At 72.6% G+C, this 26517-nt stretch carries 20 protein-coding genes; 11 read left to right on the top strand and 9 right to left on the bottom strand.

Features of this window, described 5'->3' with window-relative positions:
* Positions 1-3: 3 nt before the first annotated feature.
* Positions 4-498 carry a PLDc N-terminal domain-containing protein gene (locus RIN46_RS09935; RefSeq protein WP_309081023.1) on the bottom strand — a complete coding sequence of 165 codons (495 nt, stop codon included), beginning with the start codon at positions 496-498 and terminating at the stop codon, positions 4-6.
* A gap of 59 nt (positions 499-557) precedes the next feature.
* On the opposite strand from RIN46_RS09935, the gene RIN46_RS09930 reads away from it, so the two are divergent.
* Complete coding sequence (locus RIN46_RS09930) at positions 558-815, top strand: DUF4229 domain-containing protein (protein WP_309081024.1); 258 nt, start codon at positions 558-560, stop codon at positions 813-815.
* Between the two features lie 3 nt (positions 816-818).
* Here the strand turns inward: RIN46_RS09930 and RIN46_RS09925 are convergent, their stop codons facing one another.
* The 3 genes from RIN46_RS09925 to RIN46_RS09915 all read right to left on the bottom strand — a co-directional run bounded on the left by RIN46_RS09925 (position 819) and on the right by RIN46_RS09915 (position 3998).
* On the bottom strand, positions 819-1712 hold the full coding sequence (locus tag RIN46_RS09925; protein WP_309081025.1) for a 1,4-dihydroxy-2-naphthoate polyprenyltransferase: 894 nt from the start codon (positions 1710-1712) through the stop codon (positions 819-821).
* Positions 1713-1865: 153 nt separating this feature from the next.
* Complete coding sequence (locus RIN46_RS09920; RefSeq protein ID WP_309081026.1) at positions 1866-3053, bottom strand: AMP-binding protein; 1188 nt, start codon at positions 3051-3053, stop codon at positions 1866-1868.
* Positions 3054-3059: 6 nt separating this feature from the next.
* Entirely contained in the window at positions 3060-3998 is a 939-nt protein-coding gene (locus tag RIN46_RS09915; protein ID WP_309081058.1) for a 1,4-dihydroxy-2-naphthoyl-CoA synthase, read from the bottom strand.
* Between the two features lie 212 nt (positions 3999-4210).
* Here RIN46_RS09915 and RIN46_RS09910 point away from each other — a divergent pair, with 212 nt between their 5' ends.
* Positions 4211-5665, top strand: a complete 1455-nt coding sequence (locus RIN46_RS09910) for an amino acid permease (RefSeq protein ID WP_309081027.1) — start codon at positions 4211-4213, stop codon at positions 5663-5665.
* A gap of 4 nt (positions 5666-5669) precedes the next feature.
* Here the strand turns inward: RIN46_RS09910 and RIN46_RS09905 are convergent, their stop codons facing one another.
* Positions 5670-6113, bottom strand: coding sequence for a VOC family protein (locus RIN46_RS09905; RefSeq protein WP_309081028.1), 444 nt, complete (start codon positions 6111-6113; stop codon positions 5670-5672).
* Positions 6114-6324: 211 nt separating this feature from the next.
* On the opposite strand from RIN46_RS09905, the gene RIN46_RS09900 reads away from it, so the two are divergent.
* From RIN46_RS09900 to RIN46_RS09880, 5 genes are all read left to right on the top strand, one after another.
* The gene (locus RIN46_RS09900) at positions 6325-7545 is read left to right on the top strand and encodes an acetyl-CoA C-acyltransferase (protein WP_309081029.1); all 1221 of its coding nucleotides are present in this window, start codon (positions 6325-6327) and stop codon (positions 7543-7545) included.
* Entirely contained in the window at positions 7545-8348 is an 804-nt protein-coding gene (locus RIN46_RS09895; RefSeq protein ID WP_309081030.1) for an enoyl-CoA hydratase/isomerase family protein, read from the top strand. Before RIN46_RS09900 ends, RIN46_RS09895 begins: the two co-directional genes overlap by 1 nt.
* An 11-nt stretch (positions 8349-8359) precedes the next feature.
* Entirely contained in the window at positions 8360-9208 is an 849-nt protein-coding gene (locus RIN46_RS09890) for a 3-hydroxyacyl-CoA dehydrogenase family protein (RefSeq protein ID WP_309081031.1), read from the top strand.
* 247 nt (positions 9209-9455) lie between these two features.
* Positions 9456-10109, top strand: coding sequence for a hypothetical protein (locus RIN46_RS09885; RefSeq protein ID WP_309081032.1), 654 nt, complete (start codon positions 9456-9458; stop codon positions 10107-10109).
* A 36-nt stretch (positions 10110-10145) separates the two neighbouring features.
* Positions 10146-10916 (top strand): tyrosine-protein phosphatase, encoded by a 771-nt coding sequence (locus RIN46_RS09880; RefSeq protein WP_309081033.1) that lies wholly within the window; start codon positions 10146-10148, stop codon positions 10914-10916.
* 38 nt (positions 10917-10954) lie between these two features.
* On the opposite strand, the gene RIN46_RS09875 is transcribed toward RIN46_RS09880, so the two are convergent.
* Positions 10955-12073 (bottom strand): PLP-dependent cysteine synthase family protein, encoded by a 1119-nt coding sequence (locus tag RIN46_RS09875; RefSeq protein ID WP_309081034.1) that lies wholly within the window; start codon positions 12071-12073, stop codon positions 10955-10957.
* A 150-nt stretch (positions 12074-12223) separates the two neighbouring features.
* Between RIN46_RS09875 and RIN46_RS09870 the strand changes: the two genes are divergently transcribed.
* Entirely contained in the window at positions 12224-13738 is a 1515-nt protein-coding gene (locus RIN46_RS09870; protein ID WP_309081035.1) for an insulinase family protein, read from the top strand.
* Between the two features lie 22 nt (positions 13739-13760).
* Here RIN46_RS09870 and RIN46_RS09865 read toward each other — a convergent pair whose 3' ends face one another.
* Genes RIN46_RS09865 through RIN46_RS09855 form a run of 3 tightly spaced genes read right to left on the bottom strand, consistent with a single transcriptional unit; the run spans position 13761 to position 19467 of the window.
* Positions 13761-16310, bottom strand: coding sequence for a GNAT family N-acetyltransferase (locus RIN46_RS09865; RefSeq protein ID WP_309081036.1), 2550 nt, complete (start codon positions 16308-16310; stop codon positions 13761-13763).
* Positions 16307-17749 (bottom strand): SidA/IucD/PvdA family monooxygenase, encoded by a 1443-nt coding sequence (locus RIN46_RS09860; RefSeq protein WP_309081037.1) that lies wholly within the window; start codon positions 17747-17749, stop codon positions 16307-16309. The genes RIN46_RS09865 and RIN46_RS09860 overlap by 4 nt, the downstream gene beginning before the upstream one ends.
* Positions 17746-19467, bottom strand: coding sequence for a pyridoxal-dependent decarboxylase (locus RIN46_RS09855; RefSeq protein WP_309081038.1), 1722 nt, complete (start codon positions 19465-19467; stop codon positions 17746-17748). The genes RIN46_RS09860 and RIN46_RS09855 overlap by 4 nt, the downstream gene beginning before the upstream one ends.
* A gap of 339 nt (positions 19468-19806) precedes the next feature.
* On the opposite strand from RIN46_RS09855, the gene RIN46_RS09850 reads away from it, so the two are divergent.
* From RIN46_RS09850 to cydC, 3 genes are read left to right on the top strand one after another with little or no spacing between them, the layout of a single operon-like run.
* Positions 19807-21474, top strand: coding sequence for a cytochrome ubiquinol oxidase subunit I (locus RIN46_RS09850; RefSeq protein ID WP_309081039.1), 1668 nt, complete (start codon positions 19807-19809; stop codon positions 21472-21474).
* Between the two features lie 47 nt (positions 21475-21521).
* Complete coding sequence (gene cydB / locus RIN46_RS09845) at positions 21522-22547, top strand: cytochrome d ubiquinol oxidase subunit II (protein WP_309081040.1); 1026 nt, start codon at positions 21522-21524, stop codon at positions 22545-22547.
* Positions 22544-26509 (top strand): thiol reductant ABC exporter subunit CydC, encoded by a 3966-nt coding sequence (cydC, locus tag RIN46_RS09840; protein WP_309081041.1) that lies wholly within the window; start codon positions 22544-22546, stop codon positions 26507-26509. The genes cydB and cydC overlap by 4 nt, the downstream gene beginning before the upstream one ends.
* Positions 26510-26517 lie beyond the last annotated feature (8 nt).

Below are 26517 nucleotides of genomic sequence, written 5' to 3'. Positions count from 1 at the left end.
GCATCAGGCCGGATTCCCGCCCCGTCCGGGGCGGTCGCCGTCGGACCCGTCGGCGTCGCCGCCGGAGGCCGTGCCCTCGGTGCCGTCGCCCTCGGTGCCGTCGCCCTCCGGGCCCTCGCCCTTCGCCTGGCCGGCGCCACCGGCGGGGCCGCCGCGTCGTTTGAGCTCGTCCTCACGGCGCTTGAGCTCGGCCTCGCGGGCCTTCTGCGCGCGCTCCTGGGCGAGCCGGCGCAGGAACGCCTCGTCGTCGTCCGGGGCCGAGCTGCGGGAGGAGGACCCCGGGGCCGAGTAGCCCTCCGGGGCCGGGGAGTTGCGCGGACGGCCGAGGAAGAACCAGAGCAGGGCGCCGACGAGGGGGAGCAGGAGGATGCTGAGCACCCAGGCGGGCTTGGAGATGCTGCGCGCATCCTGCGGACGCGTGCGCAGGCAGTCGATCAGCGCGTAGATGATGATGAAGAGCGCGATGACCGAGGCGATGATTGCGACGCGGAGAACCATTCTCCAATTCTAGGCTCGCCAGCGCGGGGCGGCGATTCGTCGGCCAGTAGGATGGGCGGGTGCAGTTTCTCAAGTTCACCCTGTTGCGCCTGGCCCTCTTCGCCGCGGTCTTCGCCGCGCTCTACTGGGGGCTGGGGTGGAACCTGTGGATCTGTGCCCTGATCGGCCTGGTGGTGGCCTTCGCCGTCAGCTATCTCTTCTTCAACCGGCTGCGTCTGGCGGCGTCGCAGGAGCTCGCGGCGCGGATGTCCGGCGACCGCAGGGCCCGGCGGAACCGGATCGCCGACGAGGACGCGGCCGCCGAGGACCGCGACTGACGATCAGACGTTCCGCAGGATCACCGTGATGACCAGCCCGCCGGCGAACAGCGCCGCGTAGGCCAGGCTGATGGCGCCGGTCTGCTTGAGGACCGGGATCAGCGCCTGCCGCTCCGTGGAGCGGAGCATCGTCCACGACGGCATCAGGCACAGCGGCGCCGCCAGCACCACGAGCAGCAGCCACGGGTACTCTCCGACCAGCAGTATCGGCAGCAGGATCGCCAGCGCCAGCATCAGCACGTAGCTGGCCCGCGCCCATTCGTCGCCCAGCCGCACGGCCAGGGTCCGCTTCCCGACCTCGCGGTCGGTGGGGATGTCCCGCACGTTGTTGGCCATGAGCAGCGCCGCGGCGATCAGGCCGGTGGAGACCGCGCCGATCCACGCCGGTCCCGTGAGCTGGAGCACCTGGGTGAACGTGCTCCCAAGGGTGGCCACGAGCCCGAAGAAGAGGAACACGAAGAGGTCGCCGAGGCCCTGGTAGCCATAGGGGTTCGCACCGCCTGTGTAGCCCCAGGCGGCGAGGATGGCGGCCACGCCGACCAGCAGCAGGGGCCATGCCTGGGAGAGCAGCACCAGGGCGAGCCCGGCCACAGCGGCGGCGCCGAAGCAGGCGAACGCCGCGGCCTTCACGCGCTGCGGCGGCACCAGGCCGGACGCAGTCAGCCGCAGCGGCCCCACCCGCTGGTCGTCCGTGCCGCGGATCCCGTCCGAGTAGTCGTTGGCGTAGTTGACACCGATCTGGAGCAGGAGGGCCACGAACGCGGCTAGCAGGGCGCGTTCCCAGTGGAGCCGCTCGTCCACCTCGTACGCGGCCGCCGTACCGACGATGACCGGCGCGACCGCCATCGGGAGCGTCCTCAGCCGTGCGCCTGCGATCCATTGCCCCACGGTTGCCACTGAACGTCTCCTCTGCATGCTCCTGCGCCGACTGCCGGCCCGGGCCGCGCAGCTCCGGATGGCCCGGACGAATTCCGACGCCCCATTGTCCGCCCGCGGCCCGGGTTTGTCCGAATCGGGACCGCCCGCAGCGGCGCCGGGGGCCGGGCCCGCCTACGCGAACCGGGCGACGACGGCCTGCCGATCCGGCTTGCCGTTCGGCAGGAGGGGGATCCCGGGCAGCCGCACCCAGCGCTTCGGCGCCGCCGCGGGACCGAGCTCCGCGCGCACGGCGGCCGCCAGCGCCTCGCCCTCCGCGTCGCCCGTGTAGGCGAACGCGACGACGGCGCCCCAGTGGTCGTCCGGGACGCCCACGACGAGCGCGTCGCCCGCGCCGGGGACGCCCTCGAGGACGCGCTGCACCGCCCCGGCGGAGACCTTGACGCCGCCGGTGATGACGACGTCGTCGATGCGGCCCTCGACCGTGACCAGGCCGGTGCCGGTCGTCGGGTCGGGGGCGCCGCCGTCGTACTCGCCGAGGGCGCCCGCCGGAGGAGCCGTGGGCGCGGGGTCGGGGATGTAGGTGCCGACGTCGTCGGTGAGGAACCAGCGGAGACCGTCGGCGTCCGTGCCGAAGTGCGCGGCGGTCCGCTCCGGGTCGCCCAGGTACCCGGTGGCGACCATGGGTCCGCCGAGGGAGAGCCGGCCGCCGGCCTCGCGCACGGCAACGCCGGGCAGCGGCACGCCGTCGTAGACGCAGCCGCCGCAGGTCTCGCTCATGCCGTAGGTGAGGCGGACCCGCAGCCCGTGCCGGGCGGCGTCGGCGCGCACAGCGTCCGGGGTGCGGCCGCCGCCGACGAGGATGGCGTCGAAGCGCTGCAGGACGGCCAGTGTCTCCGGTGCGGGGTCCTCGAGCAGGCGCTGCAGCTGCGTGGGGACCAGCGAGGTCATCCGGACCCGGTCCGTCAGGGCGGAGGCGGCCTGCACGAACCGCTCCGGCGTGAAGCGCTCGGCAAGGTCGACCGCGACCGGCTGCGTCCCCGCGAACAGGCTCCGCGCGAGGACGGAGACCCCGGCGACGTAGTGCGTCGGCAGGGCCAGCAGCCACTGGCCCTCGGCGCGGAGATGGCGGGCGGTCGCCTCGGAGGACGCCGCGAGGGCCTCCACGCTCAGCGCCGTGCGCTTGGGGGCGCCCGTGGACCCGGAGGTGCGGATGACGACGGCGGTCTCCTCGCCGGCGTCGTCCGGCCGGAGGAGCTCCGGGGCCCCCGGCGTGCCGGAGTCCACCGGCTCGACGGCGGGACCGCCGCCGAGCGCGTCGGTGAGCGCACCGAGCAGGCGCAGAACGGAATCGGTGGCCATGGCCGCCTAGAAGTAGTAGGGGAACGCGGACCAGTCCGGATCGCGCTTCTGCAGGAACGCGTCCCGGCCCTCCACGGCCTCGTCGGTCATGTAGGCCATGCGGGTCGCCTCGCCGGCGAAGACCTGCTGCCCGGCGAGCCCGTCGTCGGCCAGGTTGAAGGCGAACTTGAGCATGCGGACGGCCTGCGGCGACTGGCGGGCGATGTCCGCCGCGTAGTCGAGCGCGACCTCCTCCAGCTTCTCGTGCGGGACCGCCTCGTTGACGGCGCCCATGGCCACCATCTCCTCGGCCGTGTACGTCTTGGCGCGGAAGAAGATCTCGCGGGCGAACTTCTGGCCCACCTGCCGCGCGAGCAGCGCCGAGCCGTAGCCGGCGTCGAACGAGCCGACCGTCGCGTCGGTCTGCTTGAACTTCCCGTGATCGCGGGAGGCGATCGTCAGGTCCGCCACCACGTGCAGCGAGTGCCCGCCGCCGGCCGCCCAGCCGTTGACGACGGCGATGACGACCTTGGGCATGGTGCGCATCAGCCGCTGGACCTCGAGGATGTGCAGGCGGCCGGCGCGGGCCGGGTCGATCGTCTCGGCCGAGTCGCCGTCGGCGTAGCGGTAGCCGTCGCGGCCGCGGATGCGCTGGTCGCCGCCGGAGCAGAAGCTGTGGCCGCCGTCCTTGGGGGAGGGGCCGTTGCCGGTCAGCAGGACGGTCGCCACGTCCGGCGTCATCCGGGCGTGATCCAGGGTCCGGTAGAGCTCGTCGACCGTGCCGGGGCGGAACGCGTTGCGGACCTCGGGCCGGTCGAAGGCGATGCGCACGGTGGGCAGGTCGCGGACGATCCTGCCGCCGGCGTCGCGCTCGACCTGGCGGTGGTAGGTCACGTCCTGCAGGTCGAAGCCGTCCACAACGCGCCACTGCGCCGGGTCGAACACGTCGGAAACCTGCTGGGGCATGGAAGCTGGGTCAGTGGTCACGGACCGAGTCTAATCCCGCGCCCTCGGTGCCGGCAGGGGCGGCGCCGGAGGCGGTGCGGACGGCGAGGCGGGGCCCGACGGCGGCCGCTCCCAGTGACGAGGTCTACACTATTGCGCTGTCGCCCTTCCCGCCGCACCCGGCGAAGGTGGTGGACATCCCCCTCATCTGCTAACCCACAAGGAAAGCGCGCGTGTCACAATCCCTGCGTCCGGACGCGAGAACCGCCGCCCCGGAAACCACCTCCGCCCTCACCGCCGAGGGCTACCAGAAGTCCCTCTCCCGCCGGCACATCCAGATGATCGCCATGGGCGGCGCCATCGGCGTCGGCCTGTTCCTCGGCGCCGGCGGCCTCCTCGCCACCACCGGCCCGGCCCTGCTGCTCTCCTACGCGCTGGCCGGCGTCATCGCCTACTTCCTCATGCGGGCGCTCGGCGAGCTCGTCATGTACCGCACCACGTCGGGCTCGTTCGTCAGCTACGCCGGCGAGATGTTCGGCGCCAAGGGCGCGTACCTCTCCGGCTGGATGTACGCCCTGAACTGGATCATGACCGGCATCGCCGAGCTCATCGCGATCGGCCTGTACTTCCAGTTCTTCTTCCCGAACGTTCCGCTGGAGGTCGCGGCGATCGCGGCCCTGCTCCTGCTGGTCTCGATCAACCTCTTCAGCGCCAAGGCGTTCGGCGAGACCGAGTTCTGGGCGTCGCTGCTGAAGGTCTCCGCGATCGTCATCTTCCTCGTGGTCGGCACGGTCCTGGTGGTGATGAACGCCCGCATCGGCGAGCACACCGCCACCGTGTCCAACCTCTTCGCCTCCGACGGCGGGCTCTTCCCGAACGGCGTGATGGTCTCGATCCTCGTCCTGAACTCGGTGATCTTCGCCTACAACGGCATCGAGATGGTCGGCATCACGGCCGGCGAGGCCAAGGACCCCGAGCGCGAGGTCCCCCAGGCCATCCGCGCCGTCGTGCTGCGCATCGTGGTCTTCTACGTCGGCTCCGTGACGCTGCTGGCGATGCTGCTGCCGCACGACGCCTACAGCGCCGGGGAGTCCCCGTTCGTCACCGTGTTCTCGCAGATCGGCGCCTCGTGGATCGGGGACGCGATGAACATCGTGGTCATCACCGCCGCCCTCAGCTCGTGCAACTCCGGCCTGTACTCCATGGGCCGCGTCTTCCGCGCCATGGCCCACAACGGCCACGCGCCCGTGTGGCTGGCCCGCATGAACAGCCGGCACGTGCCGTACGCGGCCATCCTGACGGTCGGGGTGCTCTACTTCTTCGGCATCCTGCTGAACATCTGGCTCGGCGGGACGTACGCGTTCGAGCTGGCGCTGAACTCCGCGTCGATCGGCGTGCTCTGCACGTGGGGCGCGATCTTCGCCTCCCAGCTCGGGCTGCGGCGGAAGGAGGGGCGGGTCTCCACGCTGCCCATGCCGGGCTCGCCGTGGACCAGCTGGATCGGTCTGGGCGCGCTGCTGCTCATCGGCGTGCTCGTCTCCTTCGACACCCGGGTGGACCCGGCCACCGGCGACGTGTTCCGCCTCGGCCTCTACACGATCGCCTGCGTGCCGCTGTTCGCCGTCGCCCTGTGGCTCGGCTGGCTCCGGGTGCGGCACCACGAGCCGGCCAACGAGTTCTACTCCTAGAGCCTCAGGCGACGCAGAACTCGTTGCCCTCGGGGTCGGCGAGCGTGTGCCATTCGAACGGCCCCTGGCGCTCGGAGTAGAGGAATGTGGCGCCGCGTGCCACGAGGCCGTCGCGGGCGCGGTCCCGGCCCTCCTGGTCGGTGCCGTGCCCGTCCGGTCCCAGGTGCAGGTCCAGGTGCATGCGGTTCTTCACGGTCTTGGGCTCGGGGACCAGCTGGAAGAGTATCCGGCCGGGGCCGCCCGGCTCACGGAGCGCCGCCATCTCCCGCCAGACCAGCGTGCCGCGGAACTCGCGGGTATCGGCCTCGGTGGCGTGGCCGTCGGCGATCATCCGCCGGATGAAGTCCTCGTTGCTCGGCTCCACCTCCCACTCGAGCGTCTCGGCCCACCAGGCCGCGAGCTCGTGCGGATCGGCGCAGTCGAGGACGAGCTGAAGAGTCGGCTTCATGCGCTCAACCTAGACGCGGCCCCCGGTGGTGACAAGACCCGGGGACGGTTGACCGTCGCGGTGACCGGTGACACTATTAGTGAACGAACGGTCGGTAATTCGGTCGGTCATCCAGTCAGCAATCCGCGGACCCGGCGGCAGCCGCCCCGCGGCCCGACCGTCCCGGCAGGCCACCCCGGCTGCCGCAGGCCGGGGATCCGAAGGAGCATCCATGGCAGAAGCATTCCTGGTGGGCGGGGCCCGCACGCCGGTGGGCCGCTACGGCGGCGCCCTGAGCTCGGTCCGCCCGGACGACCTCGCGGCCCTCACGGTGCGCGCCGCCGTCGAACGCGCGGGCCTCGACCCGGCCGTCGTCGACGAGGTGATCCTCGGCAACGCCAACGGCGCCGGCGAGGAGAACCGCAACGTCGCCCGCATGGCCTGGCTGCTCGCCGGCTACCCGGACACGGTCGCGGGCATCACCGTCAACCGCCTCTGCGCCTCCGGCATGTCCGCCATCACGATGGCCCAGCACATGATCGCCGCCGGCGCGGCCGACATCGTGGTGGCCGGCGGCGTCGAGTCCATGTCCCGAGCCCCGTGGGTCATGGAGAAGCCGGCCACCGCCTTCGCCAAGCCGGGGCAGGTCCACGACACCTCGATCGGCTGGCGCTTCCCGAACCCCGCCTTCCTCTCCGGCGAGCTCTCCCGCGACGGCAAGGCCACCTACTCCATGCCGGAGACCGCCGAGGAGGTCGCCCGCGTCCGCGAGGTCTCCCGCGAGGACTGCGACGCGTTCGCCGTCCGCTCCCACGAGCGGGCCCTCGCCGCGATCGAGGCCGGCCGGTTCGCCGACGAGATCGTCCCCATCGAGGTCAGGGACCGCAAGGGCCGGGTCACCGTCGTCGACACCGACGAGGGCCCCCGCCCCGGGACCACCGCCGAGGTCCTCGCCGGGCTCCGCCCCGTGGTCAAGGGCGGCTCGGTGGTCACCGCCGGCAACTCCTCCGCCCTGAACGACGGCGCCTCCGCCATCATCGTGGCCTCCGAGGCCGCGGTGGGGAAGTACGGTCTGACGCCGCGCGCCCGCATCCTCGGGGGCGCCTCCGCCGGGCTGGCCCAGGAGATCATGGGTCTCGGCCCCGTCCCGGCGACGCGCAAGCTCATGGAGCGCACGGGCCGCAGCCTGGGCGACGTGGCCGCCGTCGAACTCAACGAGGCGTTCGCCTCCCAGTCGCTCGCCTGCGTGCGCGAGCTCGGGCTGGATCCGGAGACCGTCAACAACGACGGCGGCGCGATCGCCCTCGGCCACCCGCTCGGATCGTCCGGGTCCCGGCTGGCGATCACGCTGCTCGGCCGCCTCGAGCGCGAGGCCGGTCCCGGCTCGATGGGGCTGGCGACCATGTGCGTCGGCGTCGGACAGGGCGCGGCTCTGCTGGTGGAGCGGGTCTGATGCTCGACGCCGCCGACTTCACCACGCTCAGGCTCACCGACGGCGAGGACCGCCTCCTGGTGCAGCTGCACCGGCCCGAGGTGCGCAACGCGATCGACCAGACGATGGTGGACGAGCTCCATGCGGTCTGCGCCGAGTTGGAGCGCACGCCCCGGATCCTGATCCTCTCCGGGACGCCCTCGCAGGCGCCCACGGAGGAGAACCCGAGGGGCGCCAAGGGGATCTTCGCCTCCGGCGCGGACATCGCCCAGCTGCGCGAGCGCCGTCGTGCGGATGCCCTCGCCGGCATCAACTCCGGCGTCTTCGACCGAATCGCCCGGCTGCCCCTGCCGGTCATCGCCGCACTGGACGGCTACGCGCTCGGCGGCGGGGCGGAGCTCGCCTACGCCGCGGACTTCCGCATCGGCACGCCTGAGCTGCGGATGGGCCAGCCGGAGGCCAACCTCGGGATCATGGCCGCCGCCGGGGCCACGTGGCGGCTGAAAGAACTGGTCGGCGAGCCGCTGGCCAAGGAGATCCTGCTGGCCGGCAGGATCCTCGACGGCGAGGCGTGCCTCCGCGCCGGACTCGTCACCGAGCTGGTGCCGGGCCCGGAGCTGCTCGACGCCGCCCACGCCCTGGCGGACCGCATCGCCGCCCAGGACCCCCTGGCCCTCCGCATCACGAAGTCCGTGTTCCACGCCCCGCGCGAGGCACACCCCGCGATCGACACCCTGGCCCAGGGGATGCTCTTCGAGTCGGAGGAGAAGTTCCGGCGCATGCAGGAGTTCCTGGACCGCAAGAAGTCCGGGTCCGAGAAGTGAGAGAAGAGACCATGACCGACGTTCTCCTGCCCGCACGAGTCGGCGTCCTCGGCGGCGGCCGCATGGGCGCCGGCATCGCCCACGCCTTCCTGATCAACGGCGCGGAGGTCGTGGTCGTCGAGGCGAACGACGACGCCGGGGCGGCCGCGCGCGACCGCGTCGAGTCCGCGGTGGCGAAGTCGATCGAGCGCGGACTGCCCGAGGGCGACTACGCCGCGCGGCTGCGCGTGAGCACCGACTACGCCGCCTTCGCCGATCGGGATCTCGTGGTCGAGGCCGTGCCGGAGGTCTGGGACCTGAAGATCGAGTCCCTGCGCAACGTCGAGGAGCGCCTCGGCGAGGACGCCGTGCTGGCGTCCAACACGTCGTCGTTCTCCGTCTCGGGAATCGCCGAGCAGCTGCGCCGGCCGGGCCGCTTCCTGGGGCTGCACTTCTTCAACCCCGTGCCGGCGTCGAAGCTGATCGAGGTCGTGATCGGGAAGCAGACCGAGGAGGCCCTCGTCGCGGACGCCCGGGCCTGGACCGAGGCGCTCGGGAAGACGCCGGTCGTCGTCAACGACGCCCCCGGCTTCGCGTCGTCGCGGCTCGGCGTCGCGATCGCGCTCGAGGCCATGCGGATGGTCGAGGAGGGCGTCGCCTCTCCGGACGACATCGACAACGCCATGGTCCTCGGCTACAAGCACCCCACCGGCCCGCTGCGCACCACCGACATCGTGGGGCTCGACGTCCGGCTGGGCATCGCCGAGTACCTCGAGTCGACCCTGGGTCCGCGCTTCGCCCCGCCGCAGATCCTGCGGGACAAGGTCGCCCAGGGCGAGCTGGGCCGCAAGTCCGGCCGAGGGTTCTTCGACTGGAGCTGAGGCCGTGTCAGACCGAGTTCGGTGTTGGATTCGGATTGTGACGCAGTGTCGGACGTGGTCTCCGAAAAGTTATCAACCTGCTCTTGTCCCCCTCTCAGAGCCGGCTCTAAACTGAGCGGACGATTCCCGGAATTAACGGAAATCGACTCACCTTGAACTCATAGGGGGGAATGAGTTGGGTAACTTTAAGCACTCTTCATCGCGTCTTCGGCGGCCTTCGTGGCGGCCGGTCACCGCTGCTCTCTCGGTGGGCGCGCTCCTGGTTCTGACGGGCTGCGGGCCCAGCGAGGAGGAGCTCGCCGCCGAGGCGTCCGCCTCTCAGGCAGCGGCGTCGGAGGCCGCTGCCGCGGAGGCGAGCGCATCCGCCGCCGCGGCCAGTCAATCGGCGGCGGCCGAGGCCAGTGCTTCAGCCGCAGCGGCGAGCGCTTCGGCGGCCGCAGCCGCCGCCCAGGCATCAGAGGAGGCCAGGGTCAAAGCCGAGGCGGAGGCGAAGGCCAAAGCCGAAGCCGAGGCGGCCGCAGCCGAGAAGGCCCGGATCGATGAGGCCAAACCGATGAGCGAGCGGGATCTGGCGTTGCTGGTGAAGCGGCCCGACGATCACGTCGATAAAACCGTCGTCCTGTACGGCCATGTCACGCAATTCGATGCGGCGACCGGGACCTGCATATTCCGTGCGGATATTTCGCACCAGAATATGGCGGATACCTGGGACTACGAGCACAATTCGATTTTCATGGCCGGTGACGGCGACAGCGAGTGTCCGGTTCTGGACGACGTCATTGCGGACGACCAAGTCCAGGTCACGGCGACATCTCTTGGATCATTCACCTACGACACTCAAATTGGCGGATCGACCACCGTGCCGATGTTCCAGGTCGAACGGATTGCCGTGGTCGAGTAGCGGCGCCACTGAGACCCGACACGCTAGCGTGATCGCATGGAGCGGCACCAGCAACGGAATGCTATCGGGACCGGTGCAGCACCTGCGGAGCCCGACGCGCACTCCAGCCTGTCCTGGGAGGGTGCCGTCAACGCGCACCACGTCGCCGGCGGACTGTACCGGATGGGCCGCAGCGAGTGGCTCACCCCGGCCGGGTGGCAGCAGATGCAGGATGACGGCGTCCGGACGGTCCTCGACCTCCGCAATCCGGGGGAGCGCTCGCGCCGTCCCACCGACCCCGAGCTGCCGGAGGGCTGGGAGCCTCGGATCGCCGTCGTCAACTGTCCGACCGAGGACCAGACCAATGCGGAGTTCATGGCCCAGGTGGGCGCGTACCTGAGCGACCCCGCCTACTACGCCGCCAACGTCCGGCTGTTCCCCGACAGGATCGCCGACGTCTTCCGGCACGTCGGCGCGGCGGCGGAGCGCGGTGCGGTGGTGATCCACTGCTCCGCCGGCCGCGACCGGACCGGGCTCATCGTCAGCCTCGCGCTGCAGCTGGCGGGACGGACGGATCTGATCGAGGAGCAGTACGCCGTGGCGCTGCGCGGCATCAACGCGTGGCACGCGGTCAGCTCGGTCAAGCACCCCTACGAATCGCACTTGGAACCCGCCGAGCTGGCCCGGATCCTGGATGCCAAACTCGGACGGCTGCGCGAGTTCCTCGACGCCATGGATGTGGAGGCCCTGCTGCGCCGGCCCGGTGGGGATCCCGCCGCCGGGCTCGGGGACGCCGAGATCGAGGCCGTCCGGCGCCTCCTCGGCTGAGGACGCCGTCGGCCCCTTCGATCCACCACCCTCTCGGGCTACCCGTCCCGTGCGGCCCGCGACCAGGCGCCCGTGGACAGGAAGTCGTCGATGACGCCGTCGAACGGCTCTGGATCGATGCCCCTGCCGGCCAGCCAGGCGGGGTCGCGGTAGCTGCGGAGGTAGCGGTTCCCGCTGTCGCAGAGCAGGGTGACGACGCTGCCGCGTTCGCCCCGCTGCAGCATGTCGGCGATTAACTGCCAGGTCAGCCACAGGTTGGTGCCCGTCGACGGGCCGGCGCTCAGGCCGAACCGCCGCTCCAGATGGCGCATCGCGGCCACCGACGCGCCGTCCGGCACGCGGGTCACGACGTCGATCACCGACGGGACGAAGCTCGGCTCGGGCCGGGCCCGCCCGATGCCCTCGATCCGGCTCGGCGAGCCGACGACGGCGGCCGGGTCGTCGCCGTCGTGCCAGGCCTCCCACGCCGGCAGGAACGCCGATCCCTCCGGATCGGCCACCGCCAGCCGGCTGCTGTGGCGGTGGTACCGGGCGTAGCGGCCGATCGTGGCGCTGGTGCCCCCGGTGCCGGCGCCGACGACGATCCAGGCCGGCACGGGGTGCCGCTCGGCGGAGAGCTGCTCGTAGATGGACTCGGCAATGTTGTTGTTGCCGCGCCAGTCGGTGGCCCGCTCCGCGTAGGTGAACTGGTCCATGTAATGGCCGCCGGTCTCCGCGGCGATGCGCTCGGCGACCGAGTAGACGGCGCCGGGATCGTCCACCAGCTGGCAGCGGCCGCCGAACTGCTCGATGAGCTCGATCTTCTCCGCGCTCGTGCTGGCGGCCATCACGGCGACGAAGTCCAGCCCGAGCAGCTGGGCGAAGTACGCCTCGGAGACGGCCGTGCTGCCGCTGGAGGCCTCGACGATCGTGGTGCCCTCCGTGATCCAGCCGTTGACCAAGCCGTAGAGGAACAGCGAGCGGGCGAGCCGGTGCTTGAGGCTGCCGGTGCGGTGGGTCGATTCGTCCTTGAGGTAGAGGTCGATACCCCACGACGCCGGGAGACTGAGCCGGTGCAGGTGCGTGTCGGCGCTGCGGGTCGCGTCGGCCTCGATCTCCTGGACGGCGGCGTCGACCCAGGTGCTCCTGGACTGAGAACGTGGAAAGCCAGTCTTCATCCGTCCAGCTTATGGGTCGACCGCGGCCCTCGCGTGGCGGGCCCGGAGACCCCGCGCCCGGGACGCGGGCCTCTGTCCTGGGACAACGGGTCCCGCGTCCCTCCGCGCCACCTATGATGAGGCATCTGATGCACGAGGCCTGGGGGAGAGATGACCGCTGAAACAGGGATCGCCGGGGCTGTCCGGACCGTCCGAGTGGAACCGCTCGGACCGCTGCAGACGAGCTTGATCTTCGGCGTGGGTGCCCGAGACGAGAGCTGCGTGACCGCAGGGATCACCCACGTCATCGAGCACCTGGCCCTGGACGGGCTGCCCGAGCCGGTGTACCCGACTAACGGCTGCGTCGAGTCGCGCACCACGAGGTTCGAGTTCTCCGGACCGGGCGACGTCGTCGGGGAGAGCCTGACCGGACTGGCCGGGTCGCTGCGGAGGATCGCCGACGGCCGGGTCTCGGCCGCGGAGCTGGCCAGCGCGGTGGCCGTGATCCGGGCCGAGGGCGAGGCGTCCCCGGTCCACCCCGTCGCCGCGGAGGCCGCGATGAACTCGATGGGTCTCCGGGGCGCCGGCCTGAACAGCGCTGACTCGGACTGGCTCGAGCTGCTGACCGTCGAGGAGATCGCCCGGTACGCGAGCACCTACTTCGTGCGGGAGAACGCCGTCCTGCTCTGGGCCGGGGAACCGCCCCTGACGGCAGACCTCTCCGCGCTCCCGTCCGGCGACCGGAACCTGCCCCCGGTCGCAGCGCCGGTGGTCGTAGAGGGCCCGTGCGAGTATCTCTCGGGCGGGCGCCAGGCGAGTCTGTCCTTCAGGACGGTCAGCGCGTCCAGCGGACTCGACGCCCTGGTGAGCGGCGTCCTGATGTGTCTGGAGCGCCGGCTGATCCGGGAACTGAGGCGGCGGGCCGCGCTGATCTATGGCGCCGAGACCCACCGTCTCCAGCTCGCACGCGAGACCGATCTCGTGACGATCGCGTTCGACGCCCGTCCCGCGCACGCCGTCGAGATCGCGCAGACGGCACTCCGTCTCCTGCGCGAGACCCGGGACCGGGGACTGCCGCCGCAGGACGTCGACGCGGTTCTGGCGGCCCTAGCCCACGAGCGCCTCGAGCCGGGACTCCGGATCGAGTACGGCTACGCGCAGGTGAACTCGCTGCTGTTCGACGAGCCGCCAGCCGGGCCGGAGGCCGTGGAGGCGGCCCTGACCGGTGCGACGCCGGAGGACGTCCGCCGCTGCCTCGAGTCCCTGGAGTCGACGCTGCTGGTCGGTCTCCCCGAGGACGCGCTCGACGAGTCTGTGGATCCGGCCGTCGGCCATGTCGCCCCGGTCCGCCGCCCCCGGCCGGCACCGCCGATCGACGGCAGGGCCTTCGGCCGCTCGATGCTGGCGACGGTCACCCGGGAGCCCCGCTCGACGCGCCTCGTCATCGGCGACGACGGATTCCGGGCGACGCTGGACGACGAATCGATCCTCGTCCGGTGGACCGATATCGTCGCCCTGGAGGCGTACGACGACGATGTGCTCGACGGCGTGTCCGTCCAGACCGCGGACGGTTTCGAGATCCCGCTGCTCGCCGCGACGTTCCGAAAGGGCGAGGAGGCCATCCGCCTGATCCGCGAGCGGGTCCCGGCCCGCCTCCAAGTCCCCGCCGGCTACTCAGAGGGCTGACCGTCACCGAGGACAGGCGTGATCAGCCCGTGATCGGGTTCTTCAGGGTCCCCGCGTAGATGAGTCCGCCCGCCTGGTCGCCGAGGTCCAGCATCTGCCGGTTGTTCCGCAGCTGGAGCCGGTTGAGGCAGGACAGGGCGAACTCGTCGGCGAAGAGACCCAGCTCGTCGAACCGTGCGGCCAGGTCGGGGTTACGCTCGCGGTAGGCGCGGAGGCGCTCGCCGACTACACGCCAGAACTCGTGCTCGCCGATCAGGCCCTCCTCGGCCAGCAGGGGCGCGAGGAACCGGAAGAAGCAGTCGAACACGTCCGTGAAGATGGACAGCACGTGCTGGTCCGCCGGGACCTCGGCGCGGATCCGCGCGACCTCCTCCGGGAGGTCCACCCGCGTCTCGCTGCCGGCGTCGACGACGGCGACCTCCTCCGCCAGGTCCTTCATCAGCATGCGGTTCGGCACGCCGTCGCGCAGCACCAGGATGACGTTCTCACCGTGCGGCATGAACACCAGGTTGTACTTCACCAGGCAGTGGACCAGCGGGACCAGGTAGGCGTCGAAATAGCACTCGAGCCAGGAGGCGGCGTCCAGCCCGGACCGGCGGATCAGGGCCGCGGCCAGCGAGCGGCCCTGCCCGTCGACGTGCAGCAGCGCGGCCATGGTGGCCGGGCGCTCGCCGTCGCCCAGCCGCGCCACCGGCGACTCGCGCCACAGCGCGGCGAGCATCTTCCGGTGAGCCGACGTCTCGTCGGTCGCCGCCGTGTAGAGCGGGCTCGTGTAGCCGACGGCGGCGACCTCCCGCAGCAGCTCCACGCGCCGCTCGTGCAGCTCGGCGTCCGCGCCCACCAGCTCCTCGAGCCACTCGTTGATCGCCGGGGTCGACTCCATGTACTTGGCGCTCAGGCCGCGCAGGAAGCCCATGTTCACTACGGACAGGGCCGTCTTGACATAGTGCCGGTCCGGGCGGGAGCGGTTGAAGAACGTCCGGATGGACTGCTGCGGCTGGTAGAGGTCCTCGCTGCTGCCCAGGTGCACCATGTGCCGGGTGGCGACGTCCGGCGCGAAGGTCACGGCGAGCCGGTGCTCCCACTGCCACGGGTGCACCGGCAGGTAGAGGAATTCGGCCGCGTCCAGGCCGGTCCCGGCGACGGCGGTGGCCACCGCGGCGTCGAACCGCGCCAGCGTCGCCGCGCCGAGCTCGTCGCGGAGCAGCGTGCGGTGGTCCAGCCCTGCCACGGCGGAGTACTTGGCCCGGCTGGCGTGCAGGGCCACCCACTCGAGCGAGGCGGCGGCCCCGGTCTCCGGGGCGTACTCCAGGTAGTCCTGCGCACCGAGGCCGAGCCGCCCGTTGTTGGCGACGAAGCACGGGTGGCCCTCGGTCATCGCGGCCTCGAGGCGCTGGAAGTCCGCGATCGCGTCCCCGGTCCCGGCCGCGAGCTCCGCCGCGGTGGCATCCGAGTGCAGCTGCTTGTAGCAGTGGCTCGCGAGCGTGGAACCGAGCTCCTCGATGTAGACGGGCAGCTGCGCGGCGCTCAGGCCCAGCGGCTCGCGGAAGGCCACCACGAATTCCTGGGCGTCCACGCCGGCCGGCTCGCCGTCCGCGAGATGCTCCAGCGAGTCCGGGTCCACCCGCCAGTGGTTGAGCAGGTGCCGCGTCGCGGCGAAGCGGTACTCGTGCGCGACGCCGTCGCTCACCGCCCGGACGCCGTACACGGCGGACTCGGGGTCGGGCTGCTGGGAGTCGGCCCGGCCCGGCGCGATGGGCTCGGGGGCGATGTGCTCCGGCTCGAGCAGGCGCTCGTGCGCGAACTCGCCGAGGGCCTTCGCCAGCACGTGCCGGTGCGCGGCCTTCCAGCGGACCGGGTCCAGGTGGGCCGCGATGCTGCTGGGGCGCCCGGTGGCCCGTGCGAAGTCCTTCCGCTCCAAGAAGGACAGCAGTGCGCGCTTGGCGGGCTCGCCGTCGTGCTCGGGGAGATCCACCCGCCCGGCCGGGCGGAACCCGACGCGCGAGTTGAGCGCGTGCACCGCGGTGTTGCGGGCGTCGGGCTCCACGACGATCCGTGCCGCCGCCGGGTCCGCGAAGACGTGGTCCACCGCGGCCTCCATGGCGGCCTGGCTGAAGCCGGGCACCGGGGCGCCCTCGGGCTCCGGCAGGAGCAGGTGCAGCCCGGCGTCCCCGGGGCGCCAGGCGTACTGCCCGGCGAGCTGCGAGTGCCGGGGGTCGTAGACCTCGAGGAGGAAAGCGGGGCCGGTCTCGGTCTCGGCGATCAGGGCGTGGTGGTGCGGGGAGCCGCCCAGCCGCGCGTACTCGGCGCGGACCTCCTCCGGTGTGGCGTCCGGCATGCCCCAGAAACGGGCGTGCTCGGTGGCGATCCAGCGCTGCAGGGTCTGCGCGTCGGCCCCCGCGTCCACGGGCCGGAAGGAGAAGGTCCGGCCGGGCACCGCGGAGGTCGCGCCGGCGTCGTGCACGGTGGGGCCGGCGTCGGGCGCGGCCTCCGGACCCGCGGTGGTGGCGAGTGCGGCGGAGAGCGCGGCGGCGGGCGTTCCGGCAGCGGTGTCGAGGGTCTCGGTGGTCATCGGGCGGCCTCCTGGAGGGTGTGGGCGGGGGTGGGGGCGGGCTGGGGCGTGCCGAACTCCTGGAACGCGATGCGGCGCTCCACCGGGTAGACCTCGCGGCCGGCCAGGCGGTTGACGATCACGGAGTTCCGGTAGGCGCCCATGCCGAGGTCGGGGGCCGTGAAGCCATGGGTGTGCAGCTCGGCGTTCTGCACCAGGATGTCGCCGTGGACGCCGGCGGAGTACTCGCGGTCGACGTCGAGTCGGCCGTCCGGCAGTCGGCGGATCCGCTCGGCGACGCCGGCGAGGAAGTCGGGCTCGGCGTAGCGGTACCCGGTGGCGAGCACGACGGCGTCGGTGTCCAGCCGGTGCGCGCCGCCGTCCTCCTCGTGGGAGAGCAGCAGACCGACCCGGCCTCCGGTGGTGGTCTCCGCGGCCTCCAGCGCGGTGGAGGTCAGGAGCCGCACGCGGTCCGGCGACCACCCCGGCTCGAGGCTGCGCTGGTACAGCAGCTCGTGCAGGTGGTCGATCAGGTCGGCGTTGATGCCCTTGTAGAGGCCCTTCTGCTCCGCCGAGAGGCGGTCCCGCGCGGACTGGGGCAGGCCGTGGAAGTGGTCGATGTAGTCCGGCGACGTCATCTCGAGGGTCAGCTTGGTGTACTCGAGCGGGAAGAACCGTGGGGAGCGGGTGGCCCACACGAGCTCCTGCTCCGTGCCGTCCGGCAGGGTGCCCAGGTTCTCTAGCAGGTCCGCGACCACTTCGGCCGCGGACTGCCCGCTGCCGATGACGGCGATCCGCCGCGGCGGCGTCGCGGCCTGCGGTCCGGCCGCCGCCGCGGCGCTCGCTGCACCGGCCCCACCGGCGAGCAGCTCCGGCCGCCGGCGCGTGTACTCGCTGGTGTGGAAGACGGCTCCGGAGGCCAGCGCCACCGGATCCACGGTGTCCGGCACGTACGGCTGCGTCCCTGTGCCGAGCACCAGGTGCCGGGCGCGCACGGTGAGCGGGCCCTCGGGCGAGCGGACGGTCAGGACGTAGGCGTCGCCGTCGTGCCGGCAGTCCGTGACCGCGTGGCCGAACCGGACGGACGGCAGCTGCTCCGCCGCCCAGGAGAGGTACGCGTTGTACTCGGCGCGGAGGGCGTAGAAGTCCTCGCGGATGTAGAACGGGTAGATCCGGCCGTGGCGCTTGAGATAGTTCAGGAAGGAGAGCGGGTGCGTGGGGTCCGCCAGGGTGACGAGGTCGGCCATGAAGGGCACCTGCAGGTGCGTGCCCGGCAGCATCATGCCGGGGTGCCAGGCGAAGGACTCGTTCGCGTCGAACACGGCGACGTCCAGCCCGGTGCTCTGCGCCAGGGCCGCGAAGCCGAGGTTGAAGGGCCCGGCGCCGACGCCCACGGCGTCGTAGACGACGTCGGACGGGCGGGATGCGGGGGTGTGACGGGCGGGCTGCACCGCGGTCATCGGGCGCCTCCTTCGGCTCGGGCGGGCTCGCTGGCAGCGGGCTCGCCGGGAGTGGGCTGGCTGGGAACGGGCTGGCTGGGAACGGGCTGGTGGGGCACCCCGGTGGCGAGCAGGCGTTCGCCGTGGCGCACGACGGCGGCGAGCACCTGCTCCACGTCGGCCAGGGTGGTGCGCGGGTTGAGCAGGGTGAGCTTGAGGTGGCGGGCCCCGTGGCCGGCCGCTGCCTCGGTGCCGGCGGCCGCGGAGGCGGTGGCGGTGGCGCCGCGGACCGTGGTCGCGGCGACCATCGCCCGGCCGGAGGCGTACAGCTCCGCGCGGATGGCGTCCTGCAGGGCGTCCAGGCGGGCGGAGTCCAGCTTCGCGTGCCGGGGGACGTAGCGGAACACCACGGTGCTCAGCTGCACCTCGGCGGCGAGCTCGAGGTCCGGGTGCCGACGGACGGAGTCGCCCGCGGCGGTGGCCAGGTCGATCAGCTCGTCGAACATCGCGCCGATCGCGTCGGCCCCCATCGAGCGCAGCGTGACCCACAGCTTCAGGGCGTCGAAGCGGCGCGTGGTCTGGAGGGACTTGTCCACCTGGTTCGGGACGGTGCCGGCCTGCGCCGCCGGGTTGAGGTAGTCCGCGTAGTGCGTGACGTGGCCGAACAGCCCGCCGTCGCGCAGGAGCAGGGCGCTGGAGCCGATGGGCTGGAAGAAGGATTTGTGGAAGTCGACCGTCACCGAGTCAGCGTGCTCGATCCCGTCCAGCAGGCCCCGGTGGCCGGGGGAGACCAGCAGGCCGCAGCCGTACGCGGCGTCGACGTGGAACCAGGCGCCGTACCGGTCGGCGAGGCGGCGCAGCCCCGGCAGCGGGTCGATCGCCCCGAAGTCGGTGGTGCCGGCGGTGGCGACGATCGCCATCGGGCGGGTCCCGGCGGCGGCGCCCTCGGCGAGCCGGGCGGCGAGGGCGTCGGCGTCCAGTCGGTGGGCGGCATCCGTGGCGACGGGGACGACGGCGTCCTTGCCCAGCCCCAGCATCGCCGCGGCGTTGGCGATGCTGAAGTGGGACTCGGTGCTCGCGTAGATCCGCAGGTCGGCGAGCCGGGAGGGCAGCGGCCCCGGGCGCCCGGCCACCGCGTGATTGCGGGCGATGAGCATCGCCTGCAGGTTGGACTGCGTTCCGCCGGAGGTGAAGATGCCGTCCGGGGAGGTGCCGGCGCCGGTCCCGGCGCGGGCGCCGGGACGGTCGCCGTCGACCGCGGCGGGGCCGGCTCCCGGGAACCCGATCAGCCCGGCCGTCCACTCCACCAGCCGGCGCTCGATCAGCGTGGCACCGGCGCTCTGGTCCCACGTGTCCAGGGAGCTGTTCACGCTCGTCACCAGGGCCTCGGCGGCGACGGCCGGGATGGCGACCGGGCAGTTCAGGTGGGCCATGTAGCCGGGGTGGTGGAAATACACCGCGTCCCGCAGGTACAGGTCCGCCGCCTCGGCGAGGGCCGCCTCGGTGCTGCCGAGCGGGGAGGACAGGTCGACGGCGTCGACCCGGCCGGCCAGTTCCGCGACCCGCGGCCCGGTGCTGGGCCCGGACGCCGTCGCGACCGCGTTGGCGGCCACGAGGGTGGCGGCGCCGGCCTCGGCGACGAAGCGTTGGACGGTCTCGCCGGCGAGCAGCTGGTCGGCGGCCGTGAGCGAGTGCGGGCCGACGGCGTCGGCGAGCGTCGGGGTACCCAGAGGCGGCATCGATGTCTCCTGATCTGTGAGTGCGGTCTGCACTTGAGCCCTAAAGTAAGGCTCACCTAATGCGAGGACATTAACGACATACGAGTGGTGCGGAATTCAAGTCCTCGATGCGACACGCCAGGTCAGCAGTCCTTGGGGAAACGGCGGCGGGCCCGGAACTCCGGGGACGCGGCGGGTCATTGTGATGTAGAACACCTTCGTGAATCGGTCCGCGCAGCGGGCGAGATGTGGGGAAGGAAACGTTCTACGCAATGTAGAAGTGGAGTATTCTACTGAGCGTAGATGTAGTTCTACGACGCGTAGAACTATCCCCCGCAACCCCCTCAGGTTGGAGCGGCAATGGATTTCCTGGCCTCGGTCCTCGATGCGGACCCGCTGATCATCGCCCGGTGGCAGTTCGGCATCACCACGGTCTACCACTTCCTCATGGTGCCGCTGACGATCGGCCTCGGCCTGTTGGTCGCGGTCTTCCAGACGATCTGGGTACGCACGGGGCGGGAGCACTGGCTGCGCATGACCAAGTTCTGGGGCAAGCTCTTCCTGATCAACTTCATCATGGGCGTCGCCACCGGCATCGTGCAGGAATTCCAGTTCGGCATGGCCTGGAGCGAGTACAGCCGATTCGTCGGCGATGTCTTCGGCGCCCCGCTCGCGATGGAGGCGCTGCTGGCCTTCTTCGTCGAGTCGACCTTCCTGGGCCTGTGGATCTTCGGCTGGGACCGCCTGCCGCAGCGGATCCACCTCGCCACCATCTGGTGCGCGTCCCTAGCCACCATCCTCTCCGCCTACTTCATCCTGGTGGCCAACTCCTGGATGCAGCACCCCGTCGGCACCGAGATCGTCGACGGGCGCGCCGTCATGACGGACGTCTGGGCCGTCTTCACGAACAACACCGCGCTCGTCACCTTCCCGCACACCATCGCCGGCGCCTTCGCCGTCGCGGGCGGGTTCCTGCTGGGCATCTCCTGGTACCACCTGCACAAGCGGCGCGCCGCCGGGATCGACACGGTGGACGACGCCGGGCGCGTCGTCGTCGGCGAGGACCCGTCCCACGGCCGCGGCCGGGACCGGACCGACTACCGGGTCTGGATCACGTCGCTGCGCGTCGGTGCGGCCGTCGCCGTCGTCGCGTTCCTGGGCACCGCGTTCACGGGCCACGAGCAGGCCCAGCTGATGTTCGAGCAGCAGCCCATGAAGATGGCCGCCGCCGAGGCGGCCTGCCACGACGGGACGGGCTTCTCGGTCCTCTCGGTCGGCGACCTCTCCAGTGACGGGGCCACCACGTGCGACGACGTCGTGGGCGTCTACGAGCTGCCCGGCCTGCTGTCCTACCTGGCCAACGGCGACTTCACCACGGAGATCAAGGGCGTCAACACGCTGCTGCCCGAGTACCAGGAGAAGTACGGGACTCACCTGCCGGACGATCCGATGTACGGCGACCGTGCCGGCCAGGAGATCAACTACCTCCCGCTCATGGAGGTCACCTACTGGGGCTTCCGCCTGATGATCACCTTCGGCGGCATGGCGGCGTTCGCCGCGGCGGTCGCGCTCTGGCTCACGCGGAAGGGCACGGTGCCGGGCGGGAAGTGGGTCTCCCGGCTCGCGGTGCTCGGCATCGCCGCGCCGTTCGCGGCGAACTCGGCCGGGTGGATCTTCACGGAGATGGGCCGTCAGCCGTTCGTGGTGGCGCCGAACCCGGACTTCGACGGCGTCGACCAGGTCTTCATGTTCACCGCAGCCGCCGTGTCGCCGGGCGTGGGGGCAGGCGAGCTGCTGTTCTCGACCATCGCGCTGACCAGCGTCTACGCGGTCCTCGCCGTGGTCGAGGTGGTCCTGCTGACCCGGTTCGTCAACGGCGGCGTCGGGTCCGCGATGCCGGAGCTGGGCCCGGAGCCGGACCCGGCCGCTGGGCGATCGGACGGCCACGGGCCCGGGGGCGATCGCCCCCACGGCGACCCCGGCTCGCCGGGCGCGGGGAACGACGACGTCCTCGCGTTCGCCTACTGACGGCCCCGGCCGACTGATCCCTGCTCTCCTGACGAAAGACGGACACCATGGAATTCCTCCCGACGCTCTGGTTCATCCTGATCGCGGTCCTCTGGGCGGGCTACCTCTTCCTCGAGGGATTCGACCTCGGCGTCGGCATGCTCCTGCGCGGTTTCGCCCGCCGCGAGGACCAGCGCCGCGTCCTCATCAACACGATCGGCCCCGTCTGGGACGGCAACGAGGTCTGGCTGCTCACGGCCGGCGGCGCGACGTTCGCCGCCTTCCCGTACTGGTACGCCTCGCTCTTCTCCGCGCTGTACGTGCCGCTGGTGCTGGTCCTGCTGGCCCTCATCTTCCGCGCCGTGGCGTTAGAGTACCGCGGCAAGGCGCACACGGATCTTGCCCGCAGCCTCTGGACCTGGGCACTCTGCGCCGGCAGCTACGTCGCCGCGTTCGGCATCGGCGCGATGCTGACCCTGACGACGACGGGTCTGCCGCTGAACGCCAACGGCGACCGGGTGGGCGGCGCGTTCGCGTGGTTCAACGGCTACGCCGTCCTGGGCGGTCTCGGCGCCGTCGGCTTCTGCCTGGTCCACGCGCTCGCGTTCCTGTCCCTGAAGACCGACGGCGACATCCGCCGCCGCACCGGGCGCGTCCTGCGGCGTGCGCTGCCCGCCTTCGCGGTGCCCCTGGCCGCCTGGGCCGCCGTCGTGGTCGCCGGGCACGGCAAGCCGGTCGGCTGGGCGCTGCTCGCGACGGCCGTCGTCGTCCTGGCCGGCGCCTGGGCCGCCGCCCGGGCCGGGCGGGAGGGCTGGACGTTCATCGGCCTCGGCGCGTTCCTGCTCTCCGGCATCGCCGCGATCTTCGTCTCCGCGTACCCGGTGGTGCTGCCGTCGACGCTGGACCCGGCCTTCGACCTGACCGTGCAGAACGCGTCCTCCACGCCCTACACGCTCGGGGTGATGAGCGTGGTCGCGGCGTTCGGGATCCCCCTGGTGCTGGCCTACCAGGCGTGGACGTACTGGGTGTTCCGCCGGCGGCTGAGCGAGCGGCACATCCCGGCGCCGCACCCGGTGCGGACGATCGTCCGATGAGGCCCGAGCTGCCGGACGCGCCGGGGACGCGGCGCGTCCTCGCCGGTCTGGCGGGCCTGGCGGCGCTCAAGGCGATCGGGCTGATCCTCATCGCCGAGGCGGTCGCGGGCGGGATCGCCGCGCTGGCCGCCGGGGGAGGGCTGGACGTGCCCCGCACGCTGTGGCTCGGGCTGGTCGGCGCGGTGCTGCGGGCAGGAGCCGTCTGGGCGGGCCAGGCCCTCGCCGGCCGGGCCGGTCTCGGCGCCAAGGAGCGGCTGCGCGCCGACCTGCTGGCCGTCGGCCTGCGCGGCGGGACCGCCGCGGGCCGGGGCCCCGCTGCTGGCGTCTCCGCTGCCCGCACCCCGGCTGGCAGCGGCTCCGGTAGGGCCCCCGGTCCCGCAGATTCCACCCAGCTCCCGTCTACCCAGCTCCCATCCGGCGAGCTCGCTGGCCTGGCCACGCGCGGGCTCGACGGGCTCGACGGCTACTACGCCAAGTTCCTCCCGGCCCTGGCGGCGGCGCCGGTGGTCCCGCTGGTCGTCGGCATCCGGATTCTCTTCGCCGACTGGGTCTCGGCGCTCGTGATCGTCCTGACCATCCCGCTCATCCCGGTCTTCATGATCCTCATCGGGCTGCACACCCAGGACCGCATCGCCACGGCCGCCGACGGCCTGGCCCGGCTCAGCGCCCACCTGCTGGAGCTGGCCCAGGGCCTGCCGGCGCTCATCGGCCTCCGCCGCGCCTCCGGCCGCGGCGGCGCGCTCGGGAAGGTCTCCGACGACTACCGCCGCGCCACCCTCGGCACCCTGCGCACCGCGTTCCTCTCCGGCCTTGCGCTGGAGCTCATCGCCACGCTCTCCGTGGCCCTCGTCGCCGTGTTCATCGGCGTCCGCCTCGTCCACGGCGACATGGCACTCGAGGCCGGCCTGCTCGCGCTGATCCTCGCACCCGAGTGCTACCTGCCGCTGCGCGAGGTCGGCAACGCCTTCCACGCATCCGAGGACGGCGCGGAGGCCCTGCGCCGGGCCAGGGTGCTCGTGGACGCCTCCGGCCCGGGCACCGGCAGGGAGACCGGCACGCCCTCCGGCGCAGGCCCCGCCATCGTGCCGGGCCGTTCCGGCGATGCAGCCGCCCCCGGTGGCGGGGCGGCCACGCACGGCGGTCCCGTGGACGCCGTCGTGCTCTCGGGACTGGAGATCCGGTACGACGGCGGCGCCACCGTCGCCGCACCCGACCTGCGCCTGCGCGCCGGCGACGTGCGCGTGCTGGACTCGGCCAGCGGGTCGGGGAAGTCCACGATCCTGAAGGCCGTCCTGGGGCTGCTGCCGCCCGGCGCCGCGATGGCCGGGGTACTCGAGCGCTCCGTGCCCGCGGCCTACATCCCGCAGCACCCGCGCTTCACCGAGCCGACCGTGGCGGCCGAGCTCGAGCTCGCTGCCGGCCGCCCGCTGGAGCCCGGGCCGGCGGCCCGGCTGCTGGAGCGCGTCCGGCTGGAGGGGTACGGCGAGCGGGCGCCGCAGACCATGAGTCCGGGGGAGCTGCGCCGGCTGGCGGTGGCCCGGGCGCTGGCCCGGATCGAGTGGGCCCGCACCGACGCGGAGAAGGGCACGGCGAGCCTCGTCGGGCGGGGCTCCGGCGAGAGTGACACCGCCGAGGGATCCAGGCCGGGGAGGCCCTCCGGGGCGGACGCATGGCTCTTGGTTGCCGACGAGCCAACGGCGCATCTCGATGCCGAGTCGGCCCGGGCCGTCCGCGCCGCGCTCGCCGGTCTGGCCGCGCCGCCCGCCGGCTCGACCGCGGGGCCCACCGGACGCACCGTCGTGTCCCCGGGCAGGCGTCCACGGGTCGCCCTCCTGGTCGCGACGCACGACCGCACCCTCGCAGCGCAGCTGCGCGACCGGCGCGCCGGGGCCGACGATCCCGGGAGCGCAGCGGCGCCCAGGGTCGAGCCGACGGGCACACCCGACGCAGAGCCGACGGGTGTGCCCGCGGTCGAGTACGTGTCGGCTGCGGCGGACGATCCCGAGGCATCCTTCGTCGTCACGCTCTCCGGCACCCGTGACATGCCGCGCCAGCACGGGCCCGTACGCGAGGTTTCACATCAACACCGCTTGATGCGCGAGATGTCGATTCAGCACGAGCCCGTGCGCGAGGTTCCACTCCAGCACGAGGCCGACCCCGTTCCAGGTGCTCAGTTGGCATCTCGCGGCGGCGACCGTGCTCGAATGACCCCTGGCGGCCGCGACGGTGCTCGACCGACACCTCGCGAGGCCGCCGCTACCGGAGCAGCGCGCCGCAGGCCTCGCCCGTGGCGGACCGTGCTGCGGGGGCTCCCGTGGCTCGGCCGCTGGGGCATGGCCACTGGCCTCCTCTACGCCGCCGCGGCGGTCGCCTTCGGGGCGGCGCTCAGCGGCGTCTCCGGCTGGCTGATCGTCAACGCGAGCTACCAGCCGCCGATGCTTCACCTGATGGTCGCCGTGGTCGGTGTGCGGTTCTTCGGCATCGGCCGGGCGCTGCTGCACTACCTGGAGCAGCTCGCCGTTCACGACGCCCTCCTGGGGTGGGCCGGCCGGCTGCGCGAACGCCTCTGGGAGGCGCTCGCCGCCGACCCGCGCTGGTGGGGGCCGATCACCCGCGGCGGCGGCGCCCTCGCCCTGCTGGTCCAGCGGGTCGACGACGTGCGCGACTCCCTGCCGCGCGTCGTCGTGCCGCCCGTCGCCGCCGTGGTCACCTGGCTGCTGGCCTGCGGTGCCTTCGCGCTCTGGGTGCCCTCCGCCCTCGGCGTCGCGCTGGCCCTGGGCATCGTGGGCTTCGTCGTCCTGCCGCTGGCCGTCGTGGCGTCCGAGCGCAGCACCGGGTCCCGCATCGCCGCGCATCAGGCGTGGCTGGGGGACCGCGTGCCGCGCCTGCTGCGGGCCGCCGACGACCTCGCCGGGAACGCCACGCGGGAGCGCGCCATCGCCGACTTCGCTGAGCTGGATCGCCGGCAGACGCTCCGGCTCCGCGCCTCCGCCCGCACCGGCGGGCTCGCCGTCGGCGGTGCGGCCCTGATCAGTTCTACGGCGGCCGTCCTGGCGCTCGTGCTCCCGGCTCTCGGCGGGGCGCCCTCCACCGGCGAGCAGGCCGCCATCGCCGCCCTCCTGCTGCTTGCCCTCGGCGAGCCCATCGCTCAAGCGGCCTCCTCCGCGCAGCGGGCCCGTCAGCTCGGCGACGGCCTCGACCGGCTGGGCGACGTCCTCGCCGGCTCGTCCGCCCGCTCCGAAGCGCCGGTCCGGTCGGTCGGGCCATGTACCGGAACCGGCTCCGAAAGCGAGGCCGACGCGGAGCGGCTCGGAGGCCTCCGCCTCCGCGGCGCGACCCTCGGCTGGGAGCCCGGGACCGCCGTCGTCGAGGACCTCGACCTCCAGGCGACGCCCGGGCGGTGGGCCGTCCTGCAGGGGCCCTCGGGATCCGGGAAGTCGACGGTGCTCGCCGCGCTCCTCGGCGCCCTCCCGCTGTGGTCCGGCCAGCTCGAGGTGAGCGAGCCCGATGCCGGCTGGCGGGCGGCCACGCCGGAGGACCTGGACCGGGTCGCGTGGTGCCCCCAGGAGGCACACCTCTTCGACTCCACCGTGCGCCGGAACCTCGGTCTGGGCCGCGATCTCCGCGACCAGCCCACCGCTGCGGAGCTGACGGAGGTGCTGGACCGGGTCGGTCTGGGGGAGTGGCTCAGCGCGCAGCCCGCCGGCCTCGACGCGACCATCGGCTCGGGCGGCCACCGGCTCTCCGGCGGGCAGCGCCAGCGCCTCGCCGTGGCCCGGGCGCTGCTGGCACGGGCCGACGTCGTGCTCCTCGACGAGCCCACCGCGCACCTCGGCCAGGACGAGGCATCCGAGCTGATCCGCGATCTGGAGACGGCGCTCGCCGACCGGGCGGTCGTCCTGGTCACGCACGTCGCCGGCGTCCTCACCGCGGCGACGCGCGCCCCGCTGCGCGTGGGCTGAGCGCGGCC

The sequence above is a fragment of the Zhihengliuella sp. genome (assembly GCF_031178195.1).
In the GTDB taxonomy this organism is placed as follows: Bacteria; Actinomycetota; Actinomycetes; order Actinomycetales; family Micrococcaceae; genus Zhihengliuella.
Note: the sequence above shows the minus strand (reverse complement) of the source record. Positions and strands in the feature narration are given on the sequence as shown.

Coding starts and splice junctions, on each gene's coding strand:
- RIN46_RS09935 (WP_309081023.1), bottom strand. CDS start 498: ATGGTTCTCCGCGTCGCAATCATCGCCTCGGTCATCGCGCTCTTCATC.
- RIN46_RS09920 (WP_309081026.1), bottom strand. CDS start 3,053: ATGGCCACCGATTCCGTTCTGCGCCTGCTCGGTGCGCTCACCGACGCG.
- RIN46_RS09915 (WP_309081058.1), bottom strand. CDS start 3,998: ATGCCCCAGCAGGTTTCCGACGTGTTCGACCCGGCGCAGTGGCGCGTT.
- RIN46_RS09905 (WP_309081028.1), bottom strand. CDS start 6,113: ATGAAGCCGACTCTTCAGCTCGTCCTCGACTGCGCCGATCCGCACGAG.
- RIN46_RS09900 (WP_309081029.1), top strand. CDS start 6,325: ATGGCAGAAGCATTCCTGGTGGGCGGGGCCCGCACGCCGGTGGGCCGC.
- RIN46_RS09895 (WP_309081030.1), top strand. CDS start 7,545: ATGCTCGACGCCGCCGACTTCACCACGCTCAGGCTCACCGACGGCGAG.
- RIN46_RS09890 (WP_309081031.1), top strand. CDS start 8,360: ATGACCGACGTTCTCCTGCCCGCACGAGTCGGCGTCCTCGGCGGCGGC.
- RIN46_RS09880 (WP_309081033.1), top strand. CDS start 10,146: ATGGAGCGGCACCAGCAACGGAATGCTATCGGGACCGGTGCAGCACCT.
- RIN46_RS09875 (WP_309081034.1), bottom strand. CDS start 12,073: ATGAAGACTGGCTTTCCACGTTCTCAGTCCAGGAGCACCTGGGTCGAC.
- RIN46_RS09870 (WP_309081035.1), top strand. CDS start 12,224: ATGACCGCTGAAACAGGGATCGCCGGGGCTGTCCGGACCGTCCGAGTG.
- RIN46_RS09865 (WP_309081036.1), bottom strand. CDS start 16,310: ATGACCACCGAGACCCTCGACACCGCTGCCGGAACGCCCGCCGCCGCG.
- RIN46_RS09860 (WP_309081037.1), bottom strand. CDS start 17,749: ATGACCGCGGTGCAGCCCGCCCGTCACACCCCCGCATCCCGCCCGTCC.
- RIN46_RS09855 (WP_309081038.1), bottom strand. CDS start 19,467: ATGCCGCCTCTGGGTACCCCGACGCTCGCCGACGCCGTCGGCCCGCAC.
- RIN46_RS09850 (WP_309081039.1), top strand. CDS start 19,807: ATGGATTTCCTGGCCTCGGTCCTCGATGCGGACCCGCTGATCATCGCC.
- cydB (WP_309081040.1), top strand. CDS start 21,522: ATGGAATTCCTCCCGACGCTCTGGTTCATCCTGATCGCGGTCCTCTGG.
- cydC (WP_309081041.1), top strand. CDS start 22,544: ATGAGGCCCGAGCTGCCGGACGCGCCGGGGACGCGGCGCGTCCTCGCC.